Origin of the sequence: Paenibacillus sp. FSL R7-0312 (genome assembly GCF_038004445.1) — a bacterium.
Taxonomy (GTDB): domain Bacteria; phylum Bacillota; class Bacilli; order Paenibacillales; family Paenibacillaceae; genus Paenibacillus_AQ.
The window spans coordinates 4067893-4086753 of record NZ_JBBORE010000001.1 but is presented as its reverse complement, the minus strand read 5'-3'; the positions used below and the strand labels follow the sequence as shown (position 1 = coordinate 4086753).

Genomic DNA, 18861 nt, shown 5'->3' with positions numbered 1-18861 from the left:
ACCCATCCGGCACCTGTCTGGAAGCCGGATGGGCATTTGCTGTATTTTTCACGGGAAGTAATTATTTATTTGCGCAAATTATGCTGCGTGATCAGGCGGTTCTGATCATCCGGCAGACGGCCTGTACTCTCATCAACCGGTCCCCTAGTACGGGAATCCCCGGCCTTATCCTCGACAAACTCTCTGATCGCCTTATTTTGAACTTCAGCGGCTTCTTTGGCATTTTGCTTCTGTTCCTGCTGGATATTAGTGCTCTTACTCAATTCAATCCACCTCCTGGTAACAGATTATAAATATTTTACCCGCCCCCCTGAAGATCAAACATTAATTTCGCTCCCCTCCATCCCAAAAAAATTCGCAGGACGGCTCTTTGCAAACCCTGCTTGGCCATGGTATCCTAAATGACAAATAGTGAAACGTGCAGACGGGACCAGTAAGAATTGACAATGATTCGCGCGCAGAGAGTAAATTCCGGAAGGCTGGGAGAATTTACCGCGGATGTCCATTCCGAATCCTACCCCCGAGCGGCCTGCCCAGCAGGACGGATACTCCCGTTACGAGAATGAAGTCGGATGAACCCTCATCAATGAAGGTGGTACCGCGGAAGTTAACCAAGCTTTCGTCCTTTGCTAAGTCTAAGGATGGGGGCTTTTTGTCATTTTCGGGCTTACAGCGATTGAAATTTGAGAGGAAAGTGAAAGACAATGACGACAAGAATCGTGGTCAAAATCGGCAGCAGCTCACTGAGCGGCCCTGAGGGCGGATTGAACCGGTCTGCGGTCGCCTTCTTCGCCGCCGAGATTGCCGCACTCCGTAAGCAAGGCTGTGAAGTTCTTCTGGTTACCTCAGGAGCGGTGGCGGCCGGATTCCGTGCTATCGGCTATCCGTCCCGCCCCAAGCTGCTGCACGAGAAGCAGGCCGCAGCAGCGGTAGGACAGGTTATGCTCATGCAGGCTTATCAAGAAGCCTTTGCCGGGCACAGTATTCCTACAGCACAGATTCTTCTGACACGCACGGACTTCTGCAGCCGCCGCGCCATGAACAACGCCATGATGACTGTGGAGGAACTGCTTCGGCAGGGCGCAGTACCCGTGTTCAACGAGAATGACACTGTATCGGTAGACGAATTGAAATTCGGTGATAATGATACCCTGTCGGCGCTCGTCGCCAATCTCCTGAAGGCCTCACGGCTGTTGGTCCTGACGGATATGGACGGCGTATACAGCGGGGACCCTCGCAAGCATCCGGATGCAGTCCGGTATCAGCATATAGAAGAGATTACACCGGAGATCTATGCTATTGCAGGCGGCGCTGGCTCAAGCGTAGGCACTGGCGGCATGCGTTCGAAGATCGATGCTGCCAAGATTGCCACTCGGGGAGGCGTTCCTGTCTTTGTAGGCAGAGTTACGGAGCCTGGTGATCTTTCACTGGCAGCTGAAGGCACAGGCAAAGGCACATATTTTGCCACAACCCTCTCCTCCCTGCCTGTCAAGAAACAATGGCTTGGATTCATGTCCACCCCGCTGGGCTCCCTGTATGTTGACGACGGCGCGGTAGAAGCTCTGCTCCATGGAGGCCATAGCCTGCTGCCGGTCGGGGTCAGACGAATCGAGGGCAGCTTCCATTCCGGAGATGTTGTAGAAGTACTCGGCCCGGATGCCAAACTGCTAGGACGGGGCATCGTCAATTATGATGATACCCAGCTCCGCAGCATCCAGGGGCTTCCCAGCCGCGAGGTTGTCCCAAGACTCGGCGAAGTGCACCGGCTCGAGGTTATCCACCGCGACGAATGGATCACACTTCGGTAAGCTCACCATACTTAGCGTATGCTTTCAAAATGAGTTTTGTACGAATCAGTTTCATAGATGCATAATGCCAACATAACTTTTAGGGGGAATCGTCATGAGTGAAGTGGTAAACAAAACGACGCTGGCCAAAGCGACCACAGGGGTACTCGCAAGCTTGACTACCGGTCAGAAGAATGAAGCGCTGCTTGTCATGGCCGCAGCCCTGCGCGCTGAAGCGGATTATCTTATTGCCGCCAACGCCGAGGACTTGAATCGCGGGCGGCTAAACGGCACACCGGAGTCGATGCTCGACCGGCTGGCACTGGATGCAGGCCGGATTGATAGCATAGCCGAAGGCTTGCGGCAGATCGCCGTACTGCCGGATCCGATTGGTGACAATCTGGAAACCATCGAACGCCCGAACGGCCTTTTCATCGAGAAGGTCCGCGTTCCGCTTGGCGTTATCGGCATCATCTATGAGGCCCGTCCGAACGTAACCGTTGACGCTGCGGGCCTGTGCCTCAAAACTGGCAATGCCGTGGTCCTGCGCGGCGGCTCGTCCGCTCTTTCCTCTAACCGTGCGATCGCAGAGGTACTGCACCGAGCTTTGGCGGGAACTGCAGTGCCGCCTGATGCCCTTCAGCTGATCGAAGATCCGGACCGTTCCTCTGTGGATGAAATGCTGAAGCTGAATGGTCTGCTGGATGTCATCATTCCGCGCGGCGGAAGTTCACTCATTCAGAATGTCGTGCTTAACGCCACGGTACCGGTAATTGAAACAGGTGCAGGCATATGCCATACTTATCTGGATGCCACTGCCGAACCCGGGATGGCGCAGCGGATCAGCCTGAATGCGAAGGCGCAGCGTCCTTCTGTCTGCAACTCTATGGAGACCTTGCTCGTTCACCGTGATTTTGCCGCCAATCACCTGCCGGCTTTGGCGGAGGCCTTCCGCGGTGTCCATGTGGAGTTACGCGGCTGTCCGGCTACAATCGCTCTTGTCCCTTGGGCTCTGCCGGTTACACCGCAGGATTTCGCCACGGAATACAATGACTATATTCTCAATGTCAAAATCGTGGACACTCTTGAAACGGCTCTCGGGCATATCGCTGAGTACAGTACCAAACATTCCGAGTGCATTGTGACCGAGGATACCTCGAATGCCGCCCATTTCCTGCAGGAAGTGGATGCTGCCGCTGTATATCATAACGCGTCCACCCGATTCACTGACGGCTTTGAATTCGGCTTTGGTGCCGAAATCGGGATCAGCACCCAGAAGCTGCACGCCCGCGGCCCGATGGGGCTGCCTGCGCTCACTTCATGCAAGTACATTATCCATGGCTCCGGCCAAATAAGGGGATAAGCAAGTGGCTTCGGATACAAGTTTTAGGGGAAGCAGAAGCGGGAAACTGCAGAGATCCTAAGCTAACATAACTTTTAGGGGGACTACCAGCCATGTGTCAGCAACCATCCATTCCACTTCTCAATATTAATATCGTTTTTTATGGCGCAGGCTCGATGGCTGAGGCAATTGTGCGCGGAATGATCACCCGGAACGTAGTGGAATCCGGCAAAATCATCATGCTAAACCGCAGCAGCAGCGAACGTCTGGCTGAACTACGCAGCCGTTATGGTGTTCTGGGTTACAATGCTCCTGAGCAAAAAACAGAAGCTCTGCGTACAGCTCCTGTAATTGTGCTTGCGATGAAACCTAAGGATGCTGCAGAAGCCTTGCGTAATCTGGGCCCGCTGCTGTCACCGGATCAGCTCGTGATCTCCGTGATTGCCGGACTTACGATCCGCACCATACAGGGTCTGCTGGGTACACAGCAGCCTGTAGTCCGCTCGATGCCCAACACCTCCAGCTCCATCGGACTGGGTGCAACCGGCATAGCCTTCTCCAGGGAGGTTGACGAGCAGAGCCGCCGCACAGCCCTTAATATCTTCGAAGCTGTCGGGTTAACAGCCGTAATTGATGAGGAGCGGATGGAAACCTTAACAGGAATTTCCGGCAGCGGCCCGGCCTATATCTACTACATGATGGAGGCCATGATTGCCGCCGGCATCCGCGGCGGACTGCCGGTTGAGCAGAGCCGCGAGCTTACGGTTCAGACCGTGCTGGGAGCTGCCCGGATGGTGCAGCAGACGGGTGAAGAACCTGCCGCGCTCCGCAAGAAGGTCACCTCGCCGAACGGCTCTACCCAAGCCGCGATTGAAGTGCTGGAACGCGGAGATTTTTTCGAAACGGTCATCGCTGCAGTTAACCGCTGTGCCGAGCGTTCCCGTGAAATGGGATCGGCTTTGGAGAAAGAGCTGCAATAATTCTTTAGCATTTGTTCATGTTACATTAACCCTATCTCCACAAAACAGCCCGCAGACCGCTTCCCTGAAGCATCTGCGGGCTATTTGTTGTCTGCCTTCCCCCTACCTGTGCTGCTCCATCCAAACCGTTGCCCAATCTACCAATGACCTGAGTTCCATTAATCTTACCTCTGCATTCCCGGCCCGGTGAATCTGCAGATTCACCGCCTGCTCATACTCCTGCCCCAATGGGACAAAATCACTGTCATCCACTGCCTGTGTCGGGTAAGTTAACCACTCGCGGACACCATTCACCAAAACAGCACTGCTCTCATTAACCATCTGCTTCCCCGGATAGTCAGCTCGGGTCTCGGCCAGATGCAGCGATGTATTCTTGTCATAGCCTACGCCCATCAGAAGAATATGCCCGTTCAGCTGATACAATTTGTCCAGGGGTGAACCGGCGCCAAAGATATTGCTCAGATCATGGTCTTTTACCAGATACTCCGCATGTTTGCCGAGCGCGGCAAAAGAACGGGCCGGATGATCCGATCTGGTGGCTCCCGGCCATTTCCGGAACATTTCTGCCACTACTCCCATCCCGATCGCCGGAGTAACTTCCTTGTCGTACGCAGGCCAGTGCTTACGAATGAGCGGCCACCACTCCGCAGGCTCTTCCCAGTGCACCCCGGTCTCAGGATCGAGATTCTTCCAGGTCTGCGAAGGCATCATCAGGGTGCCGTTCACACCGACAAGCTCCAGCAGCGCACGAATTAACGTCTCCGCCCCGCCAATCACGAAACCCAGTCGGCTGAGGGATACATGTACTATCAAGCTCTGTCCTTCCTTGATCCCGCAAGCCCTTAATTGTTCCACCAGCTCTTCCTTTGTAAGAATCTGCCTGGGTTCTTTACGTTCGGTCATACGCTCCACTCCCTTTTCTGAACTCAATATATATACCAAAAAGACAACCCGGCAGTAAGCTGCGGGGTTGTCTCCGGTGTACCCTGGAAAGCAGTGCCCTTGAATTCACTTCATTCTATGACAGGCATGGTAACGTTATAATTTCATCTTCCGCCGCTGCGGAATTTCTGGGAATAGGCTTTGACATCCTGGGCATTCTTCACCCGGTTGCGGGCCCATTCCAGCAGAATGCGGTCAATATAGCGGAAATGGACTTTCCCGGCGAAGACAGATTCCTTCAGTGCAAGCAGAATCAGCTCTTCTGGATACCTGTCCTCATCGACCCAGCCGGAAATCGACTCACATTCCATCGGAGACAGCGGACGGCCGAATTCCTTCTCGAAAATACTGAACAGACTGCGGCTCTCCTCGGTTTCCGTGCCCCCCGGCGCGGCCGGCCGGCCATAACCGCCCTCCGGAGCAGGTGACCCGGAATAATGGGCAGCAGCTCTGGAACCAGGCTCACTCTCAGCTCGGCTTCGCTTCTCCTCCGAATACTCTTGCGAGACTTCGGCCAGATAAGCACCGAGCTTACCATACAGTCCGGAGAAGTTGTAGCGTTCATAATGGATATCGCGAAGCTCGTCGTTATCTCCGTCGATGCTGATGAATCCTTCCTTCATGAGCTTCTGCAGCTCACCGGCAATCACTGAGATACTGCGTCCAGTTACGGCCTGCAGCTCCTCGAGCGATGGGAAATCAATTCCCTCCACTTGCCGGAACGAGAGCAGATGAATCAGCAGCATTGCTTCACTGCCGGTCAGATTCAACTTCCGGTAATATTTCAAGAGTGCATAAGGAATGACGGCCATTCCGTTCTCCAGGCCGAAGGCTACGCCTTCGCCCCAGGTATTCCATCCTTTTCCGTCCATACTTAAGCCCCCTTTGCCCATCCTTACGGGTAAAGACGGTACAGTGTACGAGGGAAGGCAATCGTTTCACGCACATGGTCCAGACCGCAAATCCAGGCCACGGTACGCTCCAGCCCCAGACCGAAGCCGGAGTGAGGAACGGAACCGTAAGTGCGGAGATCCATGTACCATTTGTAGGTATCCATCGAAAGATTATGTTCCTTGAAACGGGCTTCCAGGAGCGCTGGATCGTCGATACGCTGTGATCCGCCGATAATCTCACCGTAGCCTTCAGGAGCGATCATATCCGCGCACAGCACCACTTCTGGACGCTCAGGATGCGGCTTCATGTAGAAGGCTTTGAACGAAGCCGGATAGTGGGTAATGAAGACCGGCTTGTCGCTCATTTCGGCAATAGCCGTTTCATGAGGTGCACCGAAATCATCGCCCCAGGCGATTTCATAGCCTTTTTCATTCAGGAACTTGATCGCATCATCGTAAGAAATACGCGGGAACGGCGCTTTGATGTTCTCAAGCTTCGAGACATCGCGGCCAACCGCTTCCAGCTCAGCACGACAGTTCGTAAGTACAGACTGTACCACAAAGCTGATGAAATCTTCCTGCACGCGCAGGCTTTCTTCATGATCCGTGAACACCATCTCCGGTTCAATCATCCAGAACTCGATTAAGTGGCGGCGGGTTTTGGATTTCTCCGCACGGAAGGTAGGTCCGAAGGAATATACGCGTCCAAGTGCCATAGCTGCGGCTTCCATGTACAGCTGTCCGCTTTGGGTCAGGTACGCATCCTCTTCGAAGTACTTCGTATGGAACAGGTTGGTCGTCCCTTCAGCTGACGTTGGTGTCAGAATCGGCGGGTCAACCTTCGTGAATCCACTCTCATTGAAGAACTGCTGAACCGCACGGATAATCTCTGCACGAATCACCATTACTGCCCGCTGCTTGGAAGAACGCAGCCAGAGATGACGATGATCCATTAGGAAGTCGACACCATGCTCCTTGGGCGTAATCGGATAATTCTCAGTAAGATGCAATACCTCTATGCCTGTAACCGTCATTTCAAAACCTGACTGGCTGCGGGGCTCTTCACGGATAATTCCGGTAACATACAGCGAGCTTTCCTGAGTTAGGCTCTTGGCATCATCCCAGACCTGCTCAGGTACTTCCGATTTGACCACAACGCCCTGGATATAGCCTGTACCATCCCGAAGCTGCAGGAACTGAATTTTACCGCTGGAGCGCTTGTTGTTAACCCAACAGCCGATAACAACGCTCTCTCCGACATGCTCATTCACGCTCTTGATTACACTCTTGTTAGCCATGCCTAAGATCTCTCCTCTAATTTAGCCGTTAATTCCTTGCACAATACTGTAAGTATCGCGTGCAATGACAAGCTCTTCGTTTGTCGGAACCACAAGCACCTGAACCTTGGAACCAGCCGTAGAAATGCGGCGCGGATCGCCGGAGCGAACCTTGTTCGCTTCTGCATCCAGTTCGATTCCGAGGAACGTAAGATTGTTCAGTACTTTTTCACGCAGCAGGGAAGCATTCTCGCCCACACCGGCAGTAAACACGATCACATCTACGCCGTTCATAGCAGCTGCATAAGAGCCGATGTATTTACGCAAACGGTACTCATACATTTCAAAAGCAAGCGTAGAATTAGGCTCGCCTTTCTCCGCACCGTCAATAATATCACGCATGTCACTGCTAACGCCAGAAATAGCCAGCAGTCCGCTGTGCTTATTCAGCATGGAATTCACTTCACCGACAGACAGCTCTTCCTTGTTCATCACATAAGGAACGATTGCCGGGTCAAGGTCACCGCTGCGTGTACCCATCATCAGGCCTTCAAGCGGAGTCATACCCATGGAAGTATCTACCGACACTCCGCCAGCAACTGCAGTTACGCTGGCACCGTTACCGATGTGGCAAGTGATAATCTTAAGTTCGCCCAGAGGACGGTCCAGATAATCTGCAGCAGCTTTGCTGACGAAATCGTGGGAAGTTCCGTGTGCGCCGTAGCGGCGGACTTTGTATTTGTTGTACAGCACTCTTGGAATAGCATACATATAAGCCTTCTCAGGCATCGTCTGGTGGAAGGCAGTGTCAAATACAACAACCTGCGGTACTCCAGGCATATTCACTTCAGTTGCCGTAATCCCCATCATCGCAGCCGGGTTATGCAGCGGCGCAAGGTCAAACAGCTGGCGGATCTTTGTCTTCGCATCTGCATCCACAAGTGCGGAAGCTTTGAAGAATTCCCCCCCGTGTACTACACGGTGGCCGACAGCATTGATTTCGTTAATGGAAGCAATCACGCCATGCTCTTTGTCAGTCAGACAAGCAAGCACTTTGCGGATTGCCGTGTTGTGTTCAAGAATTTCACTTACTTCTGTTACTTCCTGTTTGCCGGTTGGCTTATGGTTCAGAATGGAGGAATCCATTCCGATCCGTTCTACCAGACCTTTGGCAAGTACAGATTCATCAGTCATATTGTACAGCTGGTATTTCAGTGAAGAGCTGCCGGAGTTAATTACTAAAATATTCATATACGGTCACCATCCTTGTCATACTTGAAGAAGCCTTCGCCCGATTTCGCACCCAGTTGTCCTGCACGTACCATCTTCTTAAGAATCGTTGAAGGACGATACTTCAGCTCGCCGTATTCACGGAACATGTTCTCAAGTGCGGCAAGGACGGAGTCCAGACCAAAGCGGTCTGCCATTTCAAGCGGCCCGTTCTGGAACTGATAACCGATACGCATAGCATCGTCAATATCTTCAGGGGAAGCAACACCTTCCTGCAGAACGTGCATAGCCTCGTTGATGAACAGGCAAATGAGGCGTGAGCTTACAAATCCGGGGGATTCATAAATCATAACGCCTTTTTTCTCAACGATCTCATCAACAAAAGTTTTGGTATCTTCAAAAGTGCTGTCGGAAGTTTTCAGTCCGCGCACGATTTCAACCAGATCAACCTTCGCTACAGGATGTATGAAGTGCATGCCGATTACGCGTTCCGGATACATTGTCGAGCTTGCAAGCTCAGTCAAACTTAAAGTTGACGTGTTGCTGGCAAGGATAATGTGGCTCGGACACACCTGATCGAGCTGATTGAATACCTTTTGCTTCGCTTCCAGATCTTCAACGATGGTCTCAATGACCATATCGCACGAGCTCAGTTCAGCGAAATGTGTTACTTTCTGGATACGGCTAAGAATAAGCTTCTTCTCCGCTTGGGTAATAGCCCATTTCTCCAGCTGCTTGTCGAGACTGGTCTCGATCATTTCGTAGGAGTAGTTCAGTCTGTCTGCAGTTTTCTCCACCAGCATTACATCCAGGCCCTTGGCTGCCAGCATTTCAGCAATCCCTTGACCCATTGTGCCACCGCCGATGACACCAATTTTTTTAAAGTTCATTTAAAAGTCTCCATCCTTTCAGGTATCTATACTTTTGTATTGTACCTTGTCTGTCGTAAAAAATATGTAGCCCGACATATAATGATATCTTAGCATGTCTGAAAAGTAAAAAAAAATAACCGGCATAAAGAATTATGCCGGTAAAAGGACACTGTCACGAAATTGACAACGAAATTGCTCTCCGGAGAGAACTTCTTCCTTCATTAAAATGTCAAGAGAGTAATCAAATACATTTCTTTGCTTATTGAGCAGGTCATTCGTGCGGACCATCAGTTCATCCAGAATTTTACTATTCTCTTTCATCAGCTCTTCAGTGGTTACCATTTGCAGATTCGCTATTCCGAGAGAGGTAAGTCCTGACTTCATCATCGTCTCTACAATATTCAGCGCCTGGTCAAAGTCTCCGCGTGAACCGGTACTGCGTCCGCCGTAATACATCTCTTCGGCAGCTGCTCCGCCCAGGGCAATCATGATCTGATTCTCCAGATAATCCTTCGTGTACAAATACTGCTCGGTCTGCGGATTATGTCTTACATATCCGAGAGCCTGTCCACGCGGAGTCAGAGTAACCTGGCTTACGCTTCCCGGACGCAGCAGTTCAGCCATAATAGCATGTCCCAGCTCATGAATCGCTACCCGCTGTTTCTCTTCATGATTCGTTTCCCGGTCGGTCTTCTCACCCATCATCACTTTGTCAATGGCCATCGAGAGATGACGCTGCTCTACCTGGGTCAGATTCTCACGCATCATGTAAATCGCCGCTTCGTTCATCACGCTTTCCAGCTGCGCACCTGAGAAGCCATAAGCTTCCTCGGCGATTTTATCCAGACTTACCGTTTCATGCAGCGGTTTGTTCTTGGCATGCAGATCGAGAATCGACTTGCGGCCTTTCTTGTCCGGCATGTCCACCTGGATGTGACGGTCGAACCGGCCCGGACGAAGCAGTGCGGAGTCCAGCATTTCCTTGCGGTTCGTTGCTGCTACCAGCAGAATGCGCGGGGTTTCATTGTTATAGATCCCGTCCATCTCGGTCAACAGCTGATTAAGCGTCTGATCGTATTCACGCTGCTGTCCGCCTTCACGCTTGCCGCCGATGACATCAATCTCATCGATAAAAATAATGGCACTTTGCTTATTTTCCTTAAGCGCACGGGTACGGGCATCCTTGAACAAATCACGGACACGTCCGGCACCGACACCGACATACATTTCCACGAACTCACTGCCTGATGCAGCCACAAAAACTGAGTTGGTATAATGTGCCGCAGCCTTGGCCATCAGCGTCTTGCCGGTTCCCGGAGGGCCGGTCAGCAGAATCCCCTTCAGCGGGCGAATCCCGAATTTGCTGATTTCTTCATGCCGGATCAGAAAGTCCAGTGCTTCCCGCAATTCCTGCTTAGCGTTGTCCTGGCCGCCGATTTCTTCAAAAGTCAGCTTGGAGGGCCCATTCTTCTTACGTTTCTTATCTGCGCCTGCATTTACCGTCAGACCGCCGCGTGCGTGGGCAATAAACAGGAGAGCAATGACCATGCCGAATGCAATAATCACAGGGAAAATGTTAATCCCGACAAAAACCATAAAAATCAGCATGACCGGAACAAATCCGGCCAGCACCTCTTTCCAATACTTAGGCATTGTTCCACACTCCCATCGTAGCCGCCGCACGCGGCAGAATGATGAACTTACTCTCTGTACCGTTGCTTAGACTCACATACACGTTGTTGTCATCAATTTCCGTTGTTGCTGTAACCCCGCTGTACTTGCTGTCTTGCGTCTTCAGACCATCCAGCTTAGCAGGTATTAATGTATACTTCCGGCTCTCCATCGCCTCTGCAACAGAGAACATGGCTTTATCCCAATACTCATCCAGCAAAGCGCTGGAGTTCTGCTGCACATCCAATTTGAGCGTCCGGCCGTTGATAGCTGAGCTGCCCTCTTTGGATACATACTGCACGAGCTCAAGTAATTTCGTGCCTGGCTGCAAATCAAGTTTCAAAGTAACCTCATTGCGTTTAATACTAATATGGGAATCCTTCACTCCCTCATAGGATGACACAAGCTTTTGCAGCGGCTCCTGCACAGCGAACTGGCGGTACGAATACCAGCCACCGAATAACAATGCAGCGGACAGCAGAGACGTTAGCAGTACAGGCATAAGACGCAGTTTCAAGAAACGTCCTCCTCTCAAAAATGACCGAGCATAAATCTATAATAATGACCAAACTAGCGTGTCTAGCGCCCTTCCGAGACTGACATGCTCGTAAGCATGTCTTGATACAAGTAGTAGTATATCATAAGTGTATATACCATTTTACATAAAAGTGTGAATATATTTAAAATTTTTGATTCTAATTTCTGGATGATCCAGTAGATTATCTTTCTTATCGGCAATACATGTGGACAGATTTAGCTTTGCTGGTAGGGTAACAGAAAAAGAGCGCCCTCTAGGCAATATATGCCTGTGGCGCTCTCTTTTTGTATGACATGGACTTAGGAGTCGCATTAATTCCTCCAGGACCAAAGCTGAAGCGGCTTTACCCTCTTTGTGAGGGTCGACGCTTCCATTATCCGTCTGCCGCTGGTGCGGACTCAGGTTCCGTTAATTGTGCAGATTAGGCGGATTTGCGGGCCCAGCGGACTCAGGTTCCGTTAATTGACCGATTACAACCCATTTCAGGCTCAAATGAACAAGATAACAGAATCTCAGTCCGCTTTGATGCCAAAATAAGCTTTTTAGAAGAAATAGGGGCTTCTCAGTCCGCTTCACTCAGCGATAGTTTGAATTTACACTTTAGCTTGATGCTGTCTGATTTCGCCGGCCATGTATTCTGCATAATCAATTAATAACGCATGATCATATCCGCCGCCGCTTATCCCTCCGCTATATTCATCCAGGCATTGCTTAAGCAATCCGTGATATTTAGCCGGCAAATGCTGCAGGCCCCACTCCCCGCCTTCCTTTTTGGAAGACACAGCTTCTTCCCGCACAAAATACAGCACCCGGCACAAATTCAGTGTGTAGTACACTGGAGAATCTATGATTTGCTGAGCTGCATCCCCAATATCACCAAGGATAGAATCCAGGTAATATTGCCGGTCCACCGGCAGAAACGCATCGCGGATAGGTTCGCCGTACAAAATAAATCCCCGCTGATAGACTACGGCAAATTGAGCCGCAAGATCTCTATCCTCATAACCGCCGCACAGATAATGCTCATCCTTTCTGTACCGGTCCAGATGAAAGTCCGAGAAATGAAACTCAAAAGGAGTAGGATGTACAAAGTTCTTCAGGTATTGCTTCAGTACAACAGTTAGCTCAATCCCGCGCTGGTTAGGCAGACTGTCGTGATAAGCTATCACTTTCTTGGCCAGTTTCCGGCTGACCTCTACAGGCAGCTTGTCGTGTATGACAATCAGCAGATCAATATCACTTTTATCCGGATGAAAGCAGCCCATCGCCAGCGAACCGTGCAGATAAATCCCGGACAAATTTGTCCCCAGCTCCTCTTTGAACAACGTTACCGCCTGATCTAAATAGGCTAGAATTTCCAACTTCGTGATCCTCCTGAATGTCAGTTATGGTTGAAGCAGATGCCGGGAATGAATACTTCCGATATGACAATCCGGTATGTATCATCGCATATACTGAGATGCTATCCAGCTGTCAAGCCATCGAAATGGATTCATCTATTCCTCCCCTATTATTAAGCCATAGCTCCAAGTAGGCTACAAGTCCAAGAATGGTTATAGATTGTTCTCTCCCTTGAAGAACCATTTAAAAAAGCGGGAGAACAGTTCAACTGTCCCCCCGCTCCTGCTGTAGTCCATTCTTGCTGCCGCTTACCGGTTGGGCAGGCTATACCCTTCACCGATGGCACTGCCGTCTGTGAAGCGATAGAAGCTGTAATAGAACCTGCCGTCCTTTTTGTAGAACAGCTGCCAGGCATATTCTCCGTTATACACTCCCGGCAGCAGCCGTTTAATCGTAATACCCGGAAGCTGGGCAGCTATAATATCACGGATCTGCGCCTCCGAAGTCCCTTTGCTGAGCTCCTCCGCATATAAATCATTTTCGCCTCCGGCTGGTTGGCCTTCCTTGGTAAAGCGGACCCAAACCATCAGCTTGGTTCCAGCATCATTTTTTCCGGTAAGCACCCAGTAAATCGCATTTTCATCCCAGACGGATTTCTGTGCTTTGGATACCTCAGTTAAGCCAGCCCGTGCTCTGGCAATCTCTTTGGCTTCACTCCGCTCGTTCCACTGATCCTTCATAATGTAGGCATAAAACTGGCTTAGTCCGAACAGAAGGAGCAGAACCAGGGAAATCCCCAGCGGAAGCCATTTTCTCCTCTTCTTCAACATGCAGCTTCCTTTCCAAATAACCTAAATTACCGTTTCAGCAGTCCTTCGAACGTTTCCTGCGCTTTGCGGCGGATAGCCTCTTCATCGAGTGTCAGACATTGTCCGTGCTTCACAACCTGTTTACCGTTGACCCAGACATGTTCCACATCCTTGGCACTAGCCGAATACACGGCATGGGACAAGAGGTCGGTATGCGGCAGCAAATGCGGCTGATCAATATCAATCGCAATGAAGTCAGCCTTCATCCCTGCTGCAAGCCGGCCTACCTGGTTCAGGAAAATCGAATGTGCACCATATTCTGTCGCCATGAGCAGCGCCTCAGGAGCAGGTACTGCCGTTGGATCACCGCTTACGCCTTTATGAATCAGCGCGGCCAGCCGCATTTCCTCAAACATATCAAGATTGTTGTTGCTTGCCGCGCCGTCCGTACCCAGGGATACCTTAACTCCTGCTCTAAGCAGCTCAGGAACACGGGCTACTCCGCTCGCCAGCTTCAGGTTGCTGCCGGGATTATGAGATACGCCAACATTATGGCGGGCCAGAATCTCAATCTCTTCATCGTTCAGATGAACACCGTGGGCGATCAGGGACGGCCGGGTGAACATTCCCAGCTTCTCCAGATGCGCGACCGGACGCAGGCCGTAATCGGCCACATTCTGCTCCACTTCATGGCGCGTTTCGGACATATGCGTGTGCATCGGCAGATCAAGATCATGTGCCGCCTGAACAAACTTCATGAAAAACTCCGGAGGACAGGTGTAAGGCGCATGGGGCGAGAGCATTGCAGTAATTCTGCCGTCAGCCTTGCCATGCCAGTTCCGGGCAAAAGCAATCGCCTCCGCCAGCTTGTGGTTCTGCACCTCTTCCGGACACAGGCCAATAACACCGCGCATAAGTACTGCACGGATGCCTGACTGCTCCGTAACCTCAGCAACCCGGTCCATATGATCATACATATCGAGGAAGGTCGTAGTGCCGCCCTTCAGCATCTCAAGAACGGATAGTGAGGTGCCCCAGTATACATCTTCACCGGTGAATTTCTCTTCCATCGGCCACATTTTTTCCTGCAGCCAAGCCTGCAGCACCATATCATCGCCGTAGCCGCGCAGCAGCGACATCGCCGCATGGCCGTGGGTGTTGACGAGACCCGGCATGAACAGCAGCCGGCTACCGTCAATAACCTCGGCATCCTCTTCAATTACAGGCTTCGCTTCACCTATGTAAGTAATCAGATCATTTTCGATGGTCATATAACCGCTCAGCACCGGCTTATCGCTGCCAGGAACCAGAAAACGGCCGTCTTTAATAATGGTTTTATTGCTGCTCATCTTCAGCTTCGTCCTTTCCGTCATGCAAATAATAAGCCAGACTCTGCAAATCCGTAGTGAAATCGGCGGCATGAATCCGGATATTGGATGGAGTCTTAAGAATTACAGGGGCAAAATTCAGGATCGCCTCAATGCCCGAATCCACCAGAATGTCAGCAACGTTCTGTGCTTCACTGTCCGGAACGGTAATAATCCCAATACGGATGCCCTGTGCACGGATGGTATCCCCCAGCTCACTCATCGGCTGGACAGTCAGCGAGTTGATCTGCTGGCCTACCTTAGGCTCATAAGCATCAAATACAGCTGTAATCTTCATCGTATCCTTCAAGTAGGCATTGTAATTCGACAAGGCGTGGCCGAGATTACCTGCACCTACCAGAGCTACATTAATCTGCTGGTCCAGCTTCAGAATATGCCGGATCTTCTCAATCAGATAAGAGACATCATAACCAATGCCCTTTCTGCCGAAATCACCAAAATAAGCCAGGTCCTTGCGGATCTGGGCGGGGTTGAGATCAAGCTTCTGTCCCAGCTCCTGAGAAGAAACTGTTGAGATTTCACGTTTTTGGAGATCGTTCAGGAAACGCAGGTACACTGGGAGTCTGCGAACAACGGCCTCTGATATTTTATCCGATTTCATGTTTTCTCCTCCTAAAGTTTTGATAGCATATGCTGCTTGATTCAACTTCACAAAACTTGCTTCGTAAGCATACGCTTAGTTTTGATAGCATAGCTTCACTGCTGTTAAGCCGGTTATAGGAACCGTGCTCCAGGCCTGCCCGTTTAGGCAGGAGCCGTGGAGCGCGGGACTTCAGAACAATAATTACTTATACATAATATCAGCCGGCGACGGATTATTAAACCCCGCCATCTTCAAGCCATTCTGCAATCCGCGGAACGATCTGATCCGTCAGCATATGCTCCATCTTGGGTCCGGGCAGCGAATACAGGAAATACTTCCCATAATAAGATTCGATTACCCTGGTATCATATACAATAACGATTCCGCGGTCCTGCGCGGTGCGGACCAACCGCCCGAAGCCTTGCTTGAAGCGGATTACGGCCTGCGGGACGGACAGCTTCATGAACGGATTCTTCTTCTGTGCCTGAAGCAGCTCAGACTTCGCTTCAGCCAGCGGATGATTGGGCGGCTGGAACGGCAGTCTGACAATAGCCAGACAGGTCAGAGCTTCCCCGGGAATGTCTACACCTTCCCAGAAGCTGCTCGTCCCCAGCAAGACTGACGCCGAGCTGTCCTGGAACCGACGGATCAGCTTGCTCCGGCTACCGCCTTCTACGCCTTGTCCAAGCACCGCGATATCCTGCGAAGTCAGGGCTTCTTTCAGCGGATCATAGACCTGGCGCAGCATCTTGTAGGAGGTGAACAGCACCAGCATCCGCCCGCGGGTAGCCACAGCAGTTTCTGCCAGAGAATGAACCAGTGTGTCCACAAAGCGGGCATCCCCAATGCTTCCCTTGACACTAGGGAAGTCACGTGGAATGACAAGCAGTGCCTGCTCACGGTATTTGAACGGTGACGGAAGCAGAGCTGTCTGTAGACGTCCCTGCTCTGCAGCCTCACCAAGACCGAGATTATCGATCATGAACTGGAATGACTTATCCACAGACAAGGTAGCCGATGTCAGGATGATACTCTTCTTCTTATCGAAGAACAGTTCCCTGAGCTGAGTGCTCACATCCACCGGAACGGCATACATCTGCAGCGACTTGCCGCGGTAATTGCCGCTCCCCTCCAGCCAGTACACGATATTCTCGTCATTCAGTCCCATAAAGAAACGGATCTGCTCCCGGATGGAGGCCAGGTCCTTGAACAACCCGCCGATATCCGTCACAAGACTGTCCGAAGAGGACTGACTGTCCGTATCACGCATCTCACTGAGCATTTTATCACCCTTGCGGATGATATCGCTCAAGCTGAGATGGAGTGTATTCTCCAGAGCGGCCAGCTCCTCCCACTCTTTGGGCTTCTTGCCCGGCTGCAGGCGTACGACCAGTTGGCCGGCTTCACCGGCTCCGGCATCGCTGCGTTCAGGCAGCAAGCCGAAGAGCTTGTCGCTGAGCGTATCCCAGGACTCCTTGACAGTAAGCAGATCCGGATAGATCCGGTCGATAACGCCGCTCCATTCCGAAGCCTGCTCACTGCCGGACGATTGCAGGGTCTGGCGCAAGGCCGGCAGCTGTCCGCTCCGGCTGTCCTTGTACAGACGGGTGAGCGTATGCGCCACGGTAAAATATTTCATCTGCATTCCGAGATGTTTGCCGGCAATGTCCTCCAGATGATGAGCCTCATCAATTACGAGATGCTCGTAAGCCGGAAGCAGCTGATGCCCGGCCTTAACATCTGCGAATAACTTGGAGTGGTTGGTCACCACCACATCGGAAATACCGGCTTCATGCTTGGCCCGGTGATAATAACATTTCCGGAACCATGGGCATGAGCGTCCCAGACAAGAGTCGGTATCACTGGCTACGGTCTCCCAGAAATCACCGCCGCGTCCGCTTAAGTTCAGCTCTTCATCATCGCCAGTCTCCGTCTGGGTCAGCCAGACCATCATCTGGGCGGCCGTAAGCGCTTCTTCCCTGGGACTTGTGAAGTCCCTTTTATTCATTCTATGTTCAAACTTGCGGAGACACAGATAGTGACCTCTCCCCTTAAAGATCGCTGCCTTGAACGGGAAGGGCACAACACTCGTCAAAAGAGGGATGTCGCGCTCACGCAGCTGATCCTGAAGATTGATCGTATGCGTGCTGACCATGACCTTCTGATTACTGCGCACACTGTGATATATGGCTGGAAGGAGATAGCCCAGCGATTTGCCGGTGCCGGTTCCTGCTTCAATCAGCAGATGCTTATCCTGATCAAGCGCCGTCATGACCTCCTGGATCATCAGTTCCTGGGCTTCACGGCTCTCATACTGCGGCAGGGTATCCTTCAGGCGCTTGGTTACCTCTTCCATATACTCCCTGAAGGTAATATTCTGCAGCGGGTTGTCAGATCCTTCCTCCCGGGGAGGAGCCAGCTCTGCCCAGTCGCCTACAGCAAGGGCCAGCTGGCGGTAGAAGGTCAGGTCCCCTTCCGGCTGGAAGGTCTCCATTTCGCGCTCACGCAGCAGACCGTCGAAATACCAGGCCAGGTCACTATCTTCATCGGCGAATAGCTCATTAAGCCGCTGGATGGTCAGGAGAGGTAGGCTGTCCAGCTCCTCCAGACATTTCAGCAGCACAAGCGCAGTCGCGAGGGCATCACTGTCCGCCTGATGGGGACGCTCATGGGTAAGGCCGAAATGGCTGCTTACGGACCCAAGCTGATAGGTAGTCAGCGAGGGAAAGCATATTTTGAGAAAATCGATCGTATCCAGAATCCGGCCCTGAAACGGCAAATAACCACAGCGGTCCAGCGCATTCTGCAAGAAATGAAAATCAAACGCCACATTATGTCCAACCAGCACAACATCATCGAGCAGCGGCACCAGTTCCATCATCATCTCATCAAGTTCCGGCGCATCCTGCACATCACTGTCTGTAATTCCGGTCAAGCCCGTAATAAAAGGAGGAATGGGTGCTCCGGGCTTGACATAGGAACCATACACCCGGGAGATGGACCTGTCTTCCTCTATAATGGCAAGGCCAACCTGGATGATCTCTCCCACAGATTGGGTTCCCGTAGTTTCAAAATCAAGCACGGCAAATTTCATTATAAGTTCTATTCCCTTTCACTTGAGACTCTTTATCAGCATAACAGAAGTTACGAAAAAAGGCGATGCACACCCTGGTGAAGCAGGGCCACATCGCTTGAATGGATGAATATT

At 51.5% G+C, this 18861-nt stretch carries 16 protein-coding genes; 3 read left to right on the top strand and 13 right to left on the bottom strand.

Going from position 1 to position 18861, the window contains the following annotated elements; translation table 11 throughout:
- Positions 1 to 65 precede the first annotated feature (65 nt).
- Positions 66 to 263 (bottom strand): hypothetical protein, encoded by a 198-nt coding sequence (locus tag MKX70_RS17865; protein WP_340840432.1) that lies wholly within the window; start codon positions 261 to 263, stop codon positions 66 to 68.
- A gap of 441 nt (positions 264 to 704) precedes the next feature.
- On the opposite strand from MKX70_RS17865, the gene proB reads away from it, so the two are divergent.
- From proB to proC, 3 genes are all read left to right on the top strand, one after another.
- On the top strand, positions 705 to 1808 hold the full coding sequence (gene proB, locus MKX70_RS17860) for a glutamate 5-kinase (protein ID WP_042237565.1): 1104 nt from the start codon (positions 705 to 707) through the stop codon (positions 1806 to 1808).
- 94 nt (positions 1809 to 1902) lie between these two features.
- The gene (locus tag MKX70_RS17855) at positions 1903 to 3150 is read left to right on the top strand and encodes a glutamate-5-semialdehyde dehydrogenase (RefSeq protein ID WP_340840431.1); all 1248 of its coding nucleotides are present in this window, start codon (positions 1903 to 1905) and stop codon (positions 3148 to 3150) included.
- Between the two features lie 92 nt (positions 3151 to 3242).
- Positions 3243 to 4109: a pyrroline-5-carboxylate reductase gene (proC, locus tag MKX70_RS17850; protein ID WP_042237567.1), complete on the top strand. Its 867-nt coding sequence runs from the start codon at positions 3243 to 3245 to the stop codon at positions 4107 to 4109.
- Positions 4110 to 4211: 102 nt separating this feature from the next.
- On the opposite strand, the gene MKX70_RS17845 is transcribed toward proC, so the two are convergent.
- The 12 genes from MKX70_RS17845 to dinG all read right to left on the bottom strand — a co-directional run bounded on the left by MKX70_RS17845 (position 4212) and on the right by dinG (position 18747).
- Complete coding sequence (locus MKX70_RS17845; RefSeq protein ID WP_042237568.1) at positions 4212 to 5012, bottom strand: aminoglycoside N(3)-acetyltransferase; 801 nt, start codon at positions 5010 to 5012, stop codon at positions 4212 to 4214.
- A 143-nt stretch (positions 5013 to 5155) separates the two neighbouring features.
- Positions 5156 to 5923: a DnaD domain-containing protein gene (locus tag MKX70_RS17840; protein WP_042237569.1), complete on the bottom strand. Its 768-nt coding sequence runs from the start codon at positions 5921 to 5923 to the stop codon at positions 5156 to 5158.
- 23 nt (positions 5924 to 5946) lie between these two features.
- Positions 5947 to 7242 (bottom strand): asparagine--tRNA ligase, encoded by a 1296-nt coding sequence (asnS, locus tag MKX70_RS17835; RefSeq protein WP_340840430.1) that lies wholly within the window; start codon positions 7240 to 7242, stop codon positions 5947 to 5949.
- Positions 7243 to 7263: 21 nt separating this feature from the next.
- Positions 7264 to 8472: an acetate/propionate family kinase gene (locus MKX70_RS17830; protein ID WP_042237571.1), complete on the bottom strand. Its 1209-nt coding sequence runs from the start codon at positions 8470 to 8472 to the stop codon at positions 7264 to 7266.
- Positions 8469 to 9341 carry a 3-hydroxyacyl-CoA dehydrogenase family protein gene (locus MKX70_RS17825; protein ID WP_042237572.1) on the bottom strand — a complete coding sequence of 291 codons (873 nt, stop codon included), beginning with the start codon at positions 9339 to 9341 and terminating at the stop codon, positions 8469 to 8471. Before MKX70_RS17825 ends, MKX70_RS17830 begins: the two co-directional genes overlap by 4 nt.
- Positions 9342 to 9473: 132 nt before the next feature.
- Positions 9474 to 10976, bottom strand: coding sequence for an AAA family ATPase (locus tag MKX70_RS17820; protein ID WP_340840429.1), 1503 nt, complete (start codon positions 10974 to 10976; stop codon positions 9474 to 9476).
- Positions 10969 to 11511, bottom strand: coding sequence for a hypothetical protein (locus MKX70_RS17815; protein WP_340840428.1), 543 nt, complete (start codon positions 11509 to 11511; stop codon positions 10969 to 10971). Before MKX70_RS17815 ends, MKX70_RS17820 begins: the two co-directional genes overlap by 8 nt.
- Before the next feature lie 614 nt (positions 11512 to 12125).
- Entirely contained in the window at positions 12126 to 12893 is a 768-nt protein-coding gene (locus tag MKX70_RS17810; protein WP_042237578.1) for an aminoglycoside adenylyltransferase domain-containing protein, read from the bottom strand.
- Between the two features lie 288 nt (positions 12894 to 13181).
- Entirely contained in the window at positions 13182 to 13703 is a 522-nt protein-coding gene (locus tag MKX70_RS17805) for a cell wall elongation regulator TseB-like domain-containing protein (protein ID WP_340840427.1), read from the bottom strand.
- A 26-nt stretch (positions 13704 to 13729) separates the two neighbouring features.
- Entirely contained in the window at positions 13730 to 15031 is a 1302-nt protein-coding gene (locus MKX70_RS17800) for an amidohydrolase (protein WP_340840426.1), read from the bottom strand.
- Positions 15018 to 15671, bottom strand: coding sequence for a redox-sensing transcriptional repressor Rex (locus tag MKX70_RS17795; RefSeq protein WP_042237585.1), 654 nt, complete (start codon positions 15669 to 15671; stop codon positions 15018 to 15020). The genes MKX70_RS17800 and MKX70_RS17795 overlap by 14 nt, the downstream gene beginning before the upstream one ends.
- A 217-nt stretch (positions 15672 to 15888) precedes the next feature.
- Positions 15889 to 18747: an ATP-dependent DNA helicase DinG gene (gene dinG / locus MKX70_RS17790; RefSeq protein ID WP_340840425.1), complete on the bottom strand. Its 2859-nt coding sequence runs from the start codon at positions 18745 to 18747 to the stop codon at positions 15889 to 15891.
- Positions 18748 to 18861: the final 114 nt, after the last annotated feature.

What these genes read in the sequence shown, in the direction of transcription:
- proB (WP_042237565.1), top strand. Translation starts at nt 705, where the DNA reads ATGACGACAAGAATCGTGGTCAAAATCGGCAGCAGCTCACTGAGCGGC.
- MKX70_RS17830 (WP_042237571.1), bottom strand. Translation starts at nt 8,472, where the DNA reads ATGAATATTTTAGTAATTAACTCCGGCAGCTCTTCACTGAAATACCAG.
- asnS (WP_340840430.1), bottom strand. Translation starts at nt 7,242, where the DNA reads ATGGCTAACAAGAGTGTAATCAAGAGCGTGAATGAGCATGTCGGAGAG.
- MKX70_RS17820 (WP_340840429.1), bottom strand. Translation starts at nt 10,976, where the DNA reads ATGCCTAAGTATTGGAAAGAGGTGCTGGCCGGATTTGTTCCGGTCATG.
- MKX70_RS17825 (WP_042237572.1), bottom strand. Translation starts at nt 9,341, where the DNA reads ATGAACTTTAAAAAAATTGGTGTCATCGGCGGTGGCACAATGGGTCAA.
- MKX70_RS17805 (WP_340840427.1), bottom strand. Translation starts at nt 13,703, where the DNA reads ATGTTGAAGAAGAGGAGAAAATGGCTTCCGCTGGGGATTTCCCTGGTT.
- MKX70_RS17845 (WP_042237568.1), bottom strand. Translation starts at nt 5,012, where the DNA reads ATGACCGAACGTAAAGAACCCAGGCAGATTCTTACAAAGGAAGAGCTG.
- MKX70_RS17855 (WP_340840431.1), top strand. Translation starts at nt 1,903, where the DNA reads ATGAGTGAAGTGGTAAACAAAACGACGCTGGCCAAAGCGACCACAGGG.
- MKX70_RS17840 (WP_042237569.1), bottom strand. Translation starts at nt 5,923, where the DNA reads ATGGACGGAAAAGGATGGAATACCTGGGGCGAAGGCGTAGCCTTCGGC.
- dinG (WP_340840425.1), bottom strand. Translation starts at nt 18,747, where the DNA reads ATGAAATTTGCCGTGCTTGATTTTGAAACTACGGGAACCCAATCTGTG.
- MKX70_RS17795 (WP_042237585.1), bottom strand. Translation starts at nt 15,671, where the DNA reads ATGAAATCGGATAAAATATCAGAGGCCGTTGTTCGCAGACTCCCAGTG.
- MKX70_RS17800 (WP_340840426.1), bottom strand. Translation starts at nt 15,031, where the DNA reads ATGAGCAGCAATAAAACCATTATTAAAGACGGCCGTTTTCTGGTTCCT.
- proC (WP_042237567.1), top strand. Translation starts at nt 3,243, where the DNA reads ATGTGTCAGCAACCATCCATTCCACTTCTCAATATTAATATCGTTTTT.